The sequence below is a fragment of the Pseudonocardia sp. P-1 genome, from assembly GCF_058111925.1.
The window spans coordinates 3,041,664-3,054,798 of sequence record NZ_CM176614.1; the positions used below are offsets into that span (position 1 = coordinate 3,041,664).

Annotated in this window: 12 protein-coding genes; 8 read left to right on the forward strand and 4 right to left on the reverse strand. The window is 73.8% G+C overall.

All coding sequences use genetic code 11. The features are described 5' to 3' along the window. The first annotated feature begins 29 nt into the window (after positions 1–29). Complete coding sequence (locus AC0GKK_RS14890) at positions 30–812, forward strand: IclR family transcriptional regulator (protein WP_253067714.1); 783 nt, start codon at positions 30–32, stop codon at positions 810–812. Here the strand turns inward: AC0GKK_RS14890 and glf are convergent, their stop codons facing one another. Beyond that, positions 813–2,039, reverse strand: a complete 1,227-nt coding sequence (gene glf, locus AC0GKK_RS14895) for a UDP-galactopyranose mutase (protein WP_489881885.1) — start codon at positions 2,037–2,039, stop codon at positions 813–815. Positions 2,040–2,148: 109 nt separating this feature from the next. Between glf and AC0GKK_RS14900 the strand changes: the two genes are divergently transcribed. From AC0GKK_RS14900 to AC0GKK_RS14915, 4 genes are all read left to right on the forward strand, one after another. Beyond that, positions 2,149–4,233: a DUF6541 family protein gene (locus AC0GKK_RS14900; protein ID WP_489881886.1), complete on the forward strand. Its 2,085-nt coding sequence runs from the start codon at positions 2,149–2,151 to the stop codon at positions 4,231–4,233. 135 nt (positions 4,234–4,368) lie between these two features. Then, positions 4,369–6,585: a DUF6541 family protein gene (locus AC0GKK_RS14905; protein ID WP_489881887.1), complete on the forward strand. Its 2,217-nt coding sequence runs from the start codon at positions 4,369–4,371 to the stop codon at positions 6,583–6,585. A gap of 27 nt (positions 6,586–6,612) precedes the next feature. After that, a complete protein-coding gene (locus AC0GKK_RS14910; protein ID WP_073573795.1) occupies positions 6,613–7,377 on the forward strand; it encodes a class I SAM-dependent methyltransferase in 765 nt (254 codons plus the stop codon). 2 nt (positions 7,378–7,379) lie between these two features. Continuing rightward, on the forward strand, positions 7,380–9,239 hold the full coding sequence (locus tag AC0GKK_RS14915; RefSeq protein WP_489881888.1) for an arabinofuranosyltransferase: 1,860 nt from the start codon (positions 7,380–7,382) through the stop codon (positions 9,237–9,239). A 4-nt stretch (positions 9,240–9,243) separates the two neighbouring features. Here the strand turns inward: AC0GKK_RS14915 and AC0GKK_RS14920 are convergent, their stop codons facing one another. Further along, a complete protein-coding gene (locus AC0GKK_RS14920) occupies positions 9,244–9,642 on the reverse strand; it encodes a VOC family protein (protein ID WP_489881889.1) in 399 nt (132 codons plus the stop codon). Between the two features lie 30 nt (positions 9,643–9,672). Next, positions 9,673–9,819, reverse strand: a complete 147-nt coding sequence (locus AC0GKK_RS14925; RefSeq protein ID WP_489881890.1) for a hypothetical protein — start codon at positions 9,817–9,819, stop codon at positions 9,673–9,675. On the opposite strand from AC0GKK_RS14925, the gene AC0GKK_RS14930 reads away from it, so the two are divergent. From AC0GKK_RS14930 to AC0GKK_RS14940, 3 genes are all read left to right on the forward strand, one after another. Beyond that, complete coding sequence (locus AC0GKK_RS14930; RefSeq protein WP_489881891.1) at positions 9,806–10,687, forward strand: glycosyltransferase family 2 protein; 882 nt, start codon at positions 9,806–9,808, stop codon at positions 10,685–10,687. The genes AC0GKK_RS14925 and AC0GKK_RS14930 overlap by 14 nt on opposite strands. A gap of 149 nt (positions 10,688–10,836) precedes the next feature. Beyond that, positions 10,837–11,049, forward strand: coding sequence for a hypothetical protein (locus AC0GKK_RS14935; RefSeq protein ID WP_489881892.1), 213 nt, complete (start codon positions 10,837–10,839; stop codon positions 11,047–11,049). A 636-nt stretch (positions 11,050–11,685) separates the two neighbouring features. Then, on the forward strand, positions 11,686–12,174 hold the full coding sequence (locus AC0GKK_RS14940) for a DUF8728 domain-containing protein (RefSeq protein ID WP_489881893.1): 489 nt from the start codon (positions 11,686–11,688) through the stop codon (positions 12,172–12,174). Between the two features lie 66 nt (positions 12,175–12,240). On the opposite strand, the gene AC0GKK_RS14945 is transcribed toward AC0GKK_RS14940, so the two are convergent. Next, entirely contained in the window at positions 12,241–13,131 is an 891-nt protein-coding gene (locus AC0GKK_RS14945; RefSeq protein ID WP_489881894.1) for a glycosyltransferase family 2 protein, read from the reverse strand. Positions 13,132–13,135: the final 4 nt, after the last annotated feature.

Here is a 13,135-nt window from a genome sequence, read left to right on the forward strand (position 1 = left end):
TGAGGGCAACCGGGACTAGCGTCGCCGGTGTGCACAACGGCTACGGGCTCGGCCGCGACGTCGCGCTGCTGGAGGCGCTCGCCTCGGACGAGGCCGTGCGCACCGACGGGTTGGGCGTCGCCGCGGTCGCACGGCTGACCGGGCGGGAGAAGAGCCAGGTCTCGCGCGCGCTGCGGGCCCTCGCCGACGCCGGGCTCGTCGAGCGCGACGAGGACACGCTCGTCTACCGCCTGGGGTGGCGGCTGTTCTCGCTCGCCGCGCGGGGCACGGGCGGCCGGCTGACGGCCGTCGCCGAGCCGGTGCTGCACCGGCTGGCCGCCGAGACCGAGGAGACCGTGCACCTGTGCGTGCTCCGCGACGACGCGCTGCTGACCGCGCGGACGGTGTCCGGGCACTCGTTCCGCACGACCGGCTGGGAGGGCAGGCGCGCGCCGCTGCCGTGCACGTCGGCGGGCCGGGTGCTGCTCTCCGACGCGACCCCCGACGAGCTGTTCGTGCGCTTCGGCGCGGTCGAGGACCTGGTGCCGGACTACCCGCACTCCCGGGTCCGGACGGTCCCGCAGCTGTGGCAGGCGATCCAGGAGGCCGCCGAACGCGGCTGGGCGGTGTCCCACGAGGAGTTCGAGCCCGGCGTGGCCGGGGTCTCCGCACCGGTGCGCGACTTCCGCGGCCGGGTCGTCGCGGCGCTCAACGTCTCGGGGCCGACCGCCCGGCTGGACGGCCGGTTCGACGAGACGGGTCGGGCGACGGCGGCCGCCGCGGCCGCGGTGTCGGCGGAGCTGGGGTGGACGCCGGGGCGTTCCGCCCCGTGATCAGTCCTCGGCCTCGGTGCCCGACAGCGGGCGCCCCTCGGTGAGGTGCGGGACGAGGCGGTTCTCGTACATCGTCAGCGCCGACCCGATGGCCATGTGCATGTCGAGGTACTTGTAGGTCCCCAGCCGCCCGCCGAACAGCACGCCCCGGTTCGCGGTCTCCTTGCGGGCCAGCTCGCGGTAGCGGTCCAGCTTCGCCCGGTCGTCGGGGGTGTTGATCGGGTAGTACGGCTCGTCCCCGGACTCGGCGAAGCGCGAGTACTCCCGCACGATGACCGTCCTGTCCTTCGGGTAGTCCCGCTCGGGGTGCATGTGGCGGAACTCGAGGATCCGGGTGAAGGGGACCTCGGCGTCGTTGTAGTTGATCACCGAGGTGCCCTGGAAGTCGCCGGTCGGCTCGACCGACATCTCGAAGTCCAGGGTGCGCCAGCCCAGCTCGCCCTCGGCGTGGTCGAAGTACCGGTCCAGCGGTCCGGTGTAGACGACCGGCACGTCGGAGGGCAGCTGCTCGCGCACCGCGAAGTAGTCGGTGTCGAGCACGACGTCGATGTTCCCGTGGTCCGCCATCCGCTCCAGCCAGGCGGTGTAGCCGTCGGTCGGCAGGCCCTCGTGGGTGTCGTTGAAGTAGCGGTTGTCGTAGGTGTAGCGGACCGGGAGCCGGGTGATGATCGAGGCGTCCAGCTCGGTGGGGTCGGTCTGCCACTGCTTGGCGGTGTAGCCCTTGACGAAGGCCTCGTAGAGCGGGCGCCCGACCAGCGAGATCGCCTTCTCCTCGAGGTTCGCGGCCTGCCCGGTCTCGACCTCCGCGGACTGCTCGGCGATCAGCGAGCGCGCCTCGTCGGGGGTGTGGGCCTTCCCGAAGAACTGGTTGATCAGCGCGAGGTTCATCGGGAACGCGTAGACCTGCTCGCCGACCCGGGCGAACACGCGGTGCTGGTAGTTCGTGAAGCTCGTGAACCGGTTGACATAGGCCCACACGCGCTCGTTCGAGGTGTGGAACAGGTGCGCGCCGTACCGGTGGATCTCGATCCCGGTCTCCGGCTCGGCCTCGGAGTAGGCGTTGCCGCCGATGTGGTTCCGGCGCTCCAGGACCAGGACGCGCTTCCCGAGGCCGTCGGCGACGCGCTCGGCCACGGTGAGTCCGAAGAACCCGGACCCGACGACGATCAGGTCGTAGCTGCTCAGGTCGTAACCGTTCAGGTCGGCACTGTCGACGCTCACGGCCATCGAGGGTAGGGCAGGCGTGATCCGGGGCACCCGGCGGCTTCGGTACCCTCGCAGGCAGGTCGGAGAAGCGGACGTATCCGGCACCGTCGTGGCCCGAGGAGAAAATGGCGTGAGCTGGCTGTCCGCCGTCCCCCTCGTGCTGCTGGCCGCTGCCTGGGTCACGCTCCCGGGGCTGGTCGTCGGCCTCGCCGCCGGCCTGCGCGGGATCGCCGCCTGGGGCGCCGCCCCGATGCTGTCGGTCGGCGTGATCGCCGGGTCCGCCGTCGGCGCGAGCATGCTCGGCGTGCCCTGGAGCGGGGCCACACCGGTCACCGCGGCGGCCGCGTTCGCACTGCTCGTGGTGGGTGTGCGACGGCTGGTGCTGCGCCGCCCGCTGCTGCCGCGGCCCACCGTGGTGCGGGCCGCCGCCGGGGAGTCGGTCCGGACACTGCTCCGCGGCGGACCCGACCGGCGCTGGACCGGGCTCGCCGCGCTCGGTGGGCTGACGATCGCCGCGGTGCTGGGCCTGCGGGCCGTGCTGCGCGGGATGGACCGTCCCGACGCGCTGTCCCAGACCTTCGACGCGAACTTCCACTACAACGCCGTCGCCCGGATCCTCGGGACGCACGACGCGTCGTCGCTCACCGTCGGCGGCCTGGTCAACTCCCCCGGTTTCTACCCCGCGGCCTGGCACGACGTCGTCTCGCTGGTGGCGCCGCTGGCCACCGGGCCGGGCGGGATCGTCGTCGCGTCGAACGTGGTCGCGCTGGTCACCACGCTGCTGGTGTGGCCGCTGTCGGTGCTCTTCCTGGTCCGCACCCTGGTCGGGCGCTCGGCCGGTGCCGCGCTGGCCGCGCCGGTGCTCGCGCTCGGGTTCGTCGCGTTCCCGTGGACGCTGGTCACCTACGGCGCGCTGTGGCCGAACCTGCTGGGCGTCTCGCTGGTGCCTGCCGCGCTGGCCGCGACAGCGCTCGCCGCGCGGCCGGGTCTCGGGCCGGACCCGGTGTCGCCCGCCCGGCCGGGCCCGTACCCCCCGGGACGGGTGGCGCGCTGGTTCCCGGCGGGGGCCGCCGTCGTCGCGCTGGGGTTCGCGCACCCGAACGCGCTGTTCGGCGCCGTGGTCGTCGCGGTACCGCCGATCCTGTGGGGCCTCGCGGGCGCGGTGCGCCGTGGGCTGCGCGGCGGCGTGTGGCCCACGGTGCGCGCGGTCGTCGCGGTACCGGTCGTGCTCGCCGCGCTCGGCGGCGTCGCCTGGTTCATGTTCGTCTCCCCCGCCCTCGACGGCATCCGCGGCTACTACTGGGAGCCGGAGGTCTCGGTCACCGACGCCGTGTGGAACGCGGTGCTGCACAACCCCGAGGACAACGCCCCGGCGTGGTCGATCGCGGTCCTCACGGTGGCCGGGGCGGTATGGGCGCTGCGCCGGGCCCGCACGTCCTGGCTGGTCCCGGCGCACCTGCTCGTCTGCACGCTCTACGTCGTCGGCGCCACCACGTGGTCCTCGGTGTGGACCGGGGTCTGGTACAACGACTCGCCCCGGATCGCCGCGCTCGTCCCGGTGACCGCGGCCCCGCTGGCCGCGCTCGGCCTGGTGGCGCTGTGCTCCCTGGCCCGCACCCTCGCCTGCCTGGTCCGCGACCGCCTCACCCGGGCCGCGCCCGCCGTCGCCGGGCTGCCCCGGCCCCGGGCCGCGGTGCTCGTCGCGATCGGGGTGATCGCCGTCGTCGTCACCTCGGGCGGGCTCTACCAGCGCTCGCACATCGACTCGCTCGCCGCGATCTACCAGACCCCGGAGGAGGTGCTGGTCGGTCCGGAGCAGGCCCGGTTCCTGCGCGAGGCGGGCGACCTGCTGCCGTCGGACGCGGTGGTGGCGCAGAACCCGTGGGCCGGCACCGCGATGCTGTGGCCGCTCACCGACCGGCAGGTGCTGTTCCCGCACCTGACCGGGGTGTGGTCACCGGACCAGCGGATCATCGCCGAGCGGCTGCGGGACGCCTCGAACGACCCGGCGGTCTGCGCGGCCGTCGCCGAGACCGGCACCGGCTACGTGATCACGGCGCCGCCCACGTTCTGGCAGCCCGACCCGCTGGCCGCGCAGTGGCCGGGCCTCGACGACCTCGCCGACGCCGACGGGTTCGAGCTGCTGGCCCGCGACGGCGACAACGCGTTGTGGCGTATCACCGCCTGCGACGCGGGCCGGGTCGTCGGCTCCTGATCACCCGGTCGGGCACGGGACCGGCGGGGCCGTAGGACCGCCGGTAGTCTCCGAGACCGGCCAGCGCCGGTGAATCGGGTCCGGTGGGTCGTCGACGGCTCCGGGTTCGGCGCCGGGAGAGGAGCCGCGACCTCGATGGCCGGACCCACCTGGCTGTCCGCGCTGCCCACCGCACTCGTCGCGGTGTTCTGGGTGGTCGGGCCCGGTCTCCTCGTGCTGCGGGCGTGCGGGGTCCGCGGGATCACCGCCTGGGGCCTGTCCCCGCTGGTGTCGACCGCGGTCGTCTCGTCCTCGGCCGTGCTCGCGCCGCTCGTGGGGGTGCGCTGGGGGCCGTGGGTGCCGCTGGGCGCCGCGGTCGTGCTCGCGCTGCTCGGCGGGCTGTTCCGGGCCTTCGTCGCCCGCCGCCCGGCCGGCAGCGCGCTGCACCGGGGCTGGCGGACGGCGCTGCGGTCGTGGACCCCGGGCCGGCGGATCCGGGCCTCGCTGGCCCGCCTCCGCGCCCCGAAGGGCCGGTTCGCGAAGCGCCCCGAACCGATGACGACCGCGATGCCCCAGGTGTGGCGGACCTCCGCCCAGCGCGCGGGCACCGACGGCCGCCGGGCCGGGATGGCCGCCGCGGCCGGTGTCGTCGTCGCCGCCGGGCTGGCGTGGTGGACGGTGGTGCTGGGGTTCGGCCCGGTGGACGCCCTGTCCTCGACCTACGACGGCGTCTTCCACTACAACGCCGTCGCCCACATCCTGCAGTCCGGCGACGCGTCGTCGCTGACGCTGGGCTCGCTGACGAACCCGTCGTCGGCGGTGGCGCTGTACCCGGCGGGCTGGCACGACCTCGTGTCGCTGGTCGCGATGCTGTCCGGCAGCGGGGTCCCGGTCGCCACCAACCTGACGGCCTGGGTCGTGGCGGGGGTGGTGTTCCCGCTGTCCGTGGCGGCGCTGAGCCGCCAGGTCATGGGCCCGTCGCCCGGTGCCGCCCTGGTCGCGCCGGTGCTGGCCACCGGGTTCACCGCCCTGCCGTGGGCGCTCATGTCGTTCGGGGTGCTGTGGCCGAACCTGCTCGGGGTGGCACTGCTGCCCGGGTACCTGACATTGCTGCTGGCCGTCGTCGGGGTGGCCGAGCGCAGCGTCATCGGCGCGGCCGGCGCGGCGACCACCCTGGTCCTGACCCTGCCCGCGCTCGGTCTCGCCCACCCGAACGCGCTGTTCAGCCTCGCGGTGCTCGGCCTGTTCCCGGTGCTGTGGGGCATCGGCGTGCTGGCCCGGCGCCGGCTGCTCACCCGCCGGTTCTGGCAGCCGGTGGTGGCCGTGGTCGGCGTCGCCGGGATCGTCGCCGCCGTCCTGTGGTTCATGACGGCCTCACCGCTGACCGCCGGGGTCCGCAGCTTCGACTGGCCCGCGTTCACCGACGTGCCGACGGCGATCGGTCAGGTGCTGTTCAACTCCTCCAACGGCCGTCCCGACCTCGTCGTGCTGTCGGTGCTGGTCGTGATCGGCGCGGTGGCCGCGCTGCGGCACGTCGCAACGTCGTGGCTGGTGCCCGCGCACGTCGCCTCCGGCGCGCTGTACGTGCTGGCCGCGGCCGACGACGGCACGACCTCCGCCGCCCTCACCGGTGCCTGGTACAACGACTCCTACCGGCTGGCGGCGATGGTGCCCGTCACCGGGGCCGTGCTGGCCGTGGTCGGGCTGTGCGCCGTCGCGTCGGTCGTGCGCCACGTGCTGCTGCGGATCCAGCCCACCGCGGCCCTGGCCCGTCGGCGGGTGGTCGCGCCCGCGCTCGCGGCGGTGCTGCTCGCGGTGGTCGTCGCCACGACCGGCGGGATGTCGGTGGCGACACACGCCGACGTCCTGGCCGGGCCGTACCAGCGGCCGTCGGACGCCATCCTCGAACCGGGGCAGCGCGAGTTCCTCGACGAGGTCGGGCGGATCGTCGGCCCCGACGACGTCGTGGCCGCGGACCCGTTCACCGGCAACTCCCTGCTGTTCCCGCTCACCGGGCGCCGGGTGCTGTTCCCGCACCTGATCGGGAACTGGACCCCGGAGCAGATCCTGCTGGCCACCCGGTTCCGCGACGTCGGGACCGACCCGACGATCTGCACGGCGGCCGCCGACCTCGGCGTCGACTGGCTCCTGACGGGGCCGATCACGTTCTGGCCGAACCACGGGGGCGCCCGCTGGTACCCGGGGCTGCACGACATCGCCCCGGTGCCCGGGTTCGAGCTCGTCGCGACGGGCGGGGGCCAGGAGCTGTGGCGGCTCACCGCCTGCGCCCCGGGCGCGCCGGTGACCCCCGGGGCGCAGGCGTTCGCCCCGCCCGGTCCGGACGGTGCGCCCTCGTCCCCGTACGGTGGGTGACCCCCCGACGCCCTCGACGGAGACCACGTGACCGACCTCCCCGAGTACGAACGCTCCCTGCGCATGGTGGAGCGGCGGACGCTCGCCACCGGGTTCGCCCGACAGATCGCGATCACCACCGAACCCTTCCTCGACCTGCCGTTCCGTGACGCACGGGTGGTCGATCTCGGCTGCGGCTACGGCTACACCGCACTGGAGCTCGCGGGGCTGTGCCGGGAGGTCGTCGGCATCGAGCCGAACGGCGCGCTGGCCGCCGAGGCGACCCGGCTGGCCGCCGAGGGCGGGGCCGACAACTTCACGTTCCGTGTCCAGGGCATCGGCGAGTTCGGCCACGGCGACGACGCCGGTTCCTTCGACGTCGCCGTGCTCGACAACGTCCTGGAGCACCTCGACGACCAGCCCGACGCGCTGGAACGGATCGCGTCCTGCCTGCGGCCCGGCGGAGTCGCCTACATCCTGGTGCCGAACCGGTGGTGGCCGATCGAGGCGCACTACGCGCTGCCGTTCCTGGCGTGGCTGCCGCTGCCGCTCGCGACCCGCTACCTGCGCTGGTCCGGGCGCGGCAGCGACTACACCGACGCCAGCTACGCCCCGAGCTACCTGCGGATGCGCCGGCTCCTCGCGCGCCGCCCCGACCTCGACGCCCGCTTCACCGTGCCCGGCGACGTCAGCCTGGCCGAGGGCGGCGGGTCGCGGCTGTACTCGCTGGGCGTCTCGGCGCTGCGCCGCTTCCCGGCGTTGTGGGCGATCTCGAAGGCGTTCCTCGTCGTCGCTGTGAAGAAGCAGCCCTGACCGTGGCGCGACGGCTCCTCGCCGCGGCCGACCTGGTCGTCGGCCCGGTCGTCGCCGTCGGGGTCGTCGCCGCGGGGCTGCTGCTCGCAGACCGGATCACGGTCCCGGCCGGGTCGAACGTCGGGCTGGCCCTCACCGCGACCGGTGGTGCGCTCGTCGCCGCGGTGCTGGCCGCCGCCGCGTGGAGCCGGTCGCCGCTCGTCGCCGCGCCGCTGTCGTGGGTGGGGCTGGCGGCCCTGCCCGCGCTGCCGCTCACGCTGTTCCTGGCGAACACCCCGCACTACCTGTTCGGGGTCGGCGGGGACCAGCAGTTCCGGGTCGCGTTCCTGACCCGGTTCGCGGACTCGGCGCGCCTCGCGGACTTCGCCTACGCCGACATGCCGCCGTACTACCCGGCCGCGTGGTTCTGGCTCGGCGGGCGGGCCGCGGCGCTGCTGGGTGTCGACGCCTGGGCGTTCCACAAGCCGTTCTCGATCGCGACGCTGGCGGTCACCGCCGTCCTGACCTACGCCCTGTGGGCACTGGTGACGTCCCGCCCGCGGGCGGTCGGGGCAGCCGTGGCGACCACCCTCGCCGGCTTCGTGACGCTGGCCGCGTACTCGCCGTACTCGTGGCTGACCGCGGCGCTCGTCCCGCCGCTGGCCGTGCTCGGGCTGCGGCTGGTGCGCCGGGACGGGGGCTCGTGGGTCCGGACGGCGCTGCTCACCGGTCTCGTCCTCGGGCTGGCCGCGGTCACCCACACCCAGATCCTGGTGTTCGCCGGGTTCGTGCTCACGGTGCTGGCCGTCGACGGCCTGGTGACGCGGACGACGCGGCCCGCGACGCTCGCGGTGACGATCGTCGTGGTCGTCGCCGCGGCGCTGCCGCCGGCCCTGGTGCACTGGCTGCCGTACCTGCTGGCCTCGGCCGGGCAGCCCACCTACAGCGCGGGCCAGCACTTCCTCGCCGAGGCGGGGTCGCGCTGGCCGCTCCCGATGCTGGAGGCGACCCCGGTCGGGGCGCTGTGCCTGCTGGGCACGGTCTGGATCGTGGCGCGGTTCCGCTCCTCGCCGGTCGCCCGCGGCCTCGGGATCACCGTGGCCTGCGGCTACGCCTGGTACCTGCTGTCGACGGCGGCGCTGGCATTCGGCAGCACGCTGCTGGCGTTCCGCATCCAGCCGATCCTCACCGCGGCACTGGCCTGTGGTGCGGTCTGGGCGGTCGCCTCACTGACCGGCGTCCTGCGCGACCGGGGCGTCCGTGCCGGGACCTGCGCGGCCGTGGCGACGGCGCTGGCCGCGGCGGTCGTCGTCGGGCAGGTGCAGTCCGTCCCGCAGGACTACGGGTGGACCGGGACGGCCCAGGACTACCGGCCCGACGGGACGCGGCCCGACGGGACGCGGCCCGACGGCTCGCGGGACCCGGCGGACGCGAACGCCTGGCTCGGGGACCTGCACACGACGATCGACGGCCTGACCGGCCGCCCGCCGCGGGAGGTCGTCGTCGCGAGCGCGAACGCGACCCTGCTCAGCTACGTGCCGTACTTCGCGTTCCAGGCGTCGCAGCCGCAGTACGCGAACCCGCTAGCGGACTACCCGGCCCGCACCGACGAGGCCCGCCGCTGGGCGGCCGCGGCCGACCCGGGCCGGCTGCTCGACGCGCTGGACCGGGCCCCGGAGCGGGCACCGTCGGTGTTCGTCCTGGACCGGGCCGCGGACGGGACCCTGCGGCTGCCGCTGTCGCAGGACCGGTTCCCCGACCCGCGCCAGGGCGCCGAGCCCGCGGTGTTCGCCCCGCAGCTGTTCGACGACCCGGCCTGGCAGCGCCGCGACGTCGGCCCCTACGCGGTGCTGGTCCGGGCCGGGGTTCCCCCGGTGCCCTGACGCCTCAGGCCTCGACGACGGTGATCACGTTGCCGTCCGGGTCGCGCAGCATGAACAGCCGCGGGACGCCGGGGGTGCCCTCGGTGGGCAGCGGCTCCAGGTCGGCGACGCCGACCTCGGTCAGCCGGGCGTGCTCGGCGGCCAGGTCGGAGGTCTCGACGCCGATCGCGCTGCCGCCGGGCTCGTCGAACATCGGCGGGTTGAGCGCGAGCCGCGCGGTCGAGCCGGGCGGCGCGACCTCCAGCCAGCGGTGCTCGCCGTTCTCGCCGAACCGGGTGTCGCCGCGGACCTCGAACCCGAGCACGCGGGTGTAGAAGTCCAGGGCGGTGTCCTGGTCGGCGACGGTGAACATGACGACGCCGATGTTGTTCAGGGTGGTGGGGCGCTGCGTGGGTGTGCTCATGTCCGGTACGACCGGCCGGGCCCGCAGAACTCATCGTTCCGGAGCGACACCGCCGTTCACCCGGGCGCGCCGCACCTTCTCGTCAGTTCGCCGCACCGAGATGCGATAGACCTCGTTGAACTTGGACAGGGTATCGCCAAGATCGGCGAAGAGACGGGGACCGATGACACTGAACATCCTGCTGCCCTTCTACGGGGACGCCCGGCTGTTGCGACTCGCGGTGGAGAGCGTCCGTGCCCAGCACGACCCGGCCTGGGAGCTGCTGGTGATGGACGACGCCTACCCCGATCCCTCGGCTTGCTCCTGGATCTCCGGCATCGGCGACCCCCGCATTCGGGTCCTCCGCAACGAGACGAACCGGGGGGCCAACGCGAACTACCAGCGGTGCCTCTCCCACGTCACCCACGACTGGTTCACCGTCATGGGGGCCGACGACGTCATGGCGCCGGACTACCTCGACGTTGTGAAGGAGGCGATCGCCGCTGTGCCGGACGCGGGGATCGTCCAGCCAGGCGTCACCGTCATCGATGAGCACGGACATGACGTCGTCCCGCTGGCGGACCGGATCAAGGCGCACTACCGGCCTCGCCACCGGGGTCGCACGGAGCTCCGCGGCGAGGAGCTCGCCACGAGCCTGCTCCGGGCCAACTGGACCTACTTCCCGTCCCTGTGCTGGCGGAGGTCGGCGCTGCCGGAACACGGGTTCCGAAGGGGCCTGGACGTGGTCCAGGACCTGGCGATGATCCTGGACGTGGTCGGCGCGGGCTGGTCGATGGTGCTCGACGACCGGCCCTGCTTCCGGTACCGCAGGCACACCGGCAGCGACTCCGCGGTGAGGGCCCTCGACGGCACCCGATTCGCCGAGGAACGGGCGTTCTTCGCATCGACGGCACGCAAGATGGACGAGCGGGGCTGGCACCGGGCGAGCCGCGCGGCCCGGCGGCATCTGACCTCCCGGCTCAACGCGGCGAGCCTCATGCCGGTGGCGTTGCGGACGGGCCGTTCGTCGGACCTTCGGGCGTTGAGCCGCCACCTCGTGGGGTAGCCGTGTGACCCCGCCGCCGGGCTCCCGGCGACCACCCGTTCGGGGAACAGTGTCGGCATGCTGCGTGCACCGCCGCTGATGCGGGGCCCGCCACGGATGCGCGTCCCGGGCGGCTCCGTCGCCGGTGTCCGGCGCTCGTCCTGGCCCTGGTGGTCCTCGGAGCCGGGCTGTGGGCCTGCTGGTCGTTGACCGTCGACGACGCCTACATCACCTATCGGTACTCGACGAACCTGGCGCACGGGTTCGAGCCGACGCGGAACCCCGGCCAGGACTCTGTGGAGGGCTACACGAACTTCCTCTGGATGCTCGGGCACGTCCGTGGGTCTGGCTTGGGGTCCCGCTTCCGCTGGTCTCGAAGGTGACCTCGGCGATCTGCGCCGCCCTGATCGGGTGGATCCTCGTCACGGAGCCACGGACGAGGCCCGGTGCCGCGGTCGCGATCGGCGCCTTCGTGCTGTTCCTCCCGACCTGGATCCACGTCGACGCGGGTCTGGAGACGGCACCTTTCGCTCTGGTGGTGCTGCGTGGGATCGTGCTGTCCGCGCGGCTGCTGCGCGACAATGACACCCTGTGCGCCGATGGGAGCGGCCGCTTCTGTTCCTGGTCGCCGGCATGCTCGGGCGGACGGCATCCTGGCCCGCGCTCCCCCGCTGCTGGGTCTGGGCCGTGCGGCGCCGGGGACGCCCGGGTACCTGGCTCTGGCTGGGTTCGGCCGTCGTCGGCGTGTCCTACACGGTCTGGCGGTGGTCGTACTTCGGTCATCCGCTCCCCCACACCTTCTACGTAAAGGTCGGGGTCGAGGCTGCAACCGACCTAAGCTGGGGCACAACGACGGGCATGCTCTTGCTCCCGCTGTTCCTCCTGGCCATCGCGTCCGCCGTACCGCGGGCGACGACTACCTGTCGCGTTTCGCGTGGCTCGGCTTCCCGCTGCTGTGCCTGGCCGCAGGATGGGCTCTCGACTCCGTACGGCAGCGGATCATCGCCGCGGTCCTGACCGTGCTCGCCGTCGCATGGACCTGCACGACGGGGTTCCTTCACCCGAACGGGCCCAGCATGGTCAACTACGGGCAGGATCTGCGCCGTGCGCACATCGCCATCGGGCTCGGCCTCGCTGATGCCGGGCTCGCCCTGGACCGTCGGACCGTGGCGATGACTGACGCCGGTGCGATCCCCTACTTCGCGGGCTGGCGGGCGACGGACTACATCGGCTTGCACGACGAGCAAATCGCGCACGGGACGAGCGCGACCGACGCTCTGCTGGCCGACCGGCCGACCGGCCGACCGGCCGACGTCGCCACGGGTTCCACCCCGAAGATGCCCCGCAGGACCTGGAGCACCGATCTGCCGCGCGTCGTCGGCGACCGCGATCTCGTCGCCGTCGCCCGGCTGGGCCGGACTGATCCGAGCAGGTCTACGCCGACCGGGATGTCGCCCCGGAGCTGCGTGCGACGCTCGGACGGCGGCACGCCGAGGGTGCGGCGATGACCGACGGCCGGTACGAACAGACCTACGACCGCTGGCTGGACCGTCTCTTCGAGTGTCGCCGGCCGGTCACCGGGTCAGGAGGTGCCCGCCGAGCGCGCGCATCGCGGCCGAGTCACGCCGGGCCAGGGCCCCCGGCAGCTGGACGGCCGCGTTCAGCCGCGAGGACAGGTGCCCTCGGGCCGCCCGGGCCGCGCGGTGCCACCCTCGCGCGTCCATCCGCAGGGCCTCGGCACGGAAGTAGCGGCGCTCCTCGGCAAAGCGGTTGCCCGCGGCCGCGCCGGTGCCGGAATCGCTGGAGCGGTGGCGCCGGTAGCGAAAGCAGACGTGGTCGTCGACTACGATCGAACCGCCCGCCACCACGACGTCCACCGGCAGGGCGAGGTCGAACACGTCTGCGGACTCGGGCACACCGACCGCGCGGACCGCGGCGGTCCGCCAGCACAGCGACGGGTTGTAGAGCCAGTTCCCCCGCAGCAGACGAACCGCGAGATCCTCGCCGGAGACCAGCCGCGGTCCAGTCCCGCCGGGCGCGATCATCGCCTTCACTCGGTCCGCGAGAGGACGGACGGGTTGCTCGTCGGAGTCCATGACCGCGACACCGGGCTGGACGACGGCGGCGGCCGGCCAGCGCTCGTGCAGCCGCAGCACCGTGTCGAGGAAGTCGGGCAGCATGAGGTCGTCGGCGCCCATCATCACGAAGTACGGCAGCTCCACCAGGTCGATGCAGTACCGGTTGTTGGGCTGTGCGCCGAGGCGCTCTGGGTTGCGCCGGTAGCGCACGCGGTTGTCACGGAGTGCGTCGAACCAACGGCCGACGGACTTGTCCGGGTAGCCGTCGTCCACGACGGTCAGCCGCCAGTCGGTGCGATGCTGCTGCTGGACGCTGCGCACCGCACGTTGCAGGAGTTCGGGGTCGCCGTAGAAGGGCAGCATCACGTCGACGGTCGGCGCACGCACACGT

Coding starts and splice junctions, on each gene's coding strand:
- glf (WP_489881885.1), bottom strand. CDS start 2,039: ATGGCCGTGAGCGTCGACAGTGCCGACCTGAACGGTTACGACCTGAGC.
- AC0GKK_RS14905 (WP_489881887.1), top strand. CDS start 4,369: ATGGCCGGACCCACCTGGCTGTCCGCGCTGCCCACCGCACTCGTCGCG.
- AC0GKK_RS14920 (WP_489881889.1), bottom strand. CDS start 9,642: ATGAGCACACCCACGCAGCGCCCCACCACCCTGAACAACATCGGCGTC.
- AC0GKK_RS14930 (WP_489881891.1), top strand. CDS start 9,806: ATGACACTGAACATCCTGCTGCCCTTCTACGGGGACGCCCGGCTGTTG.
- AC0GKK_RS14925 (WP_489881890.1), bottom strand. CDS start 9,819: ATGTTCAGTGTCATCGGTCCCCGTCTCTTCGCCGATCTTGGCGATACC.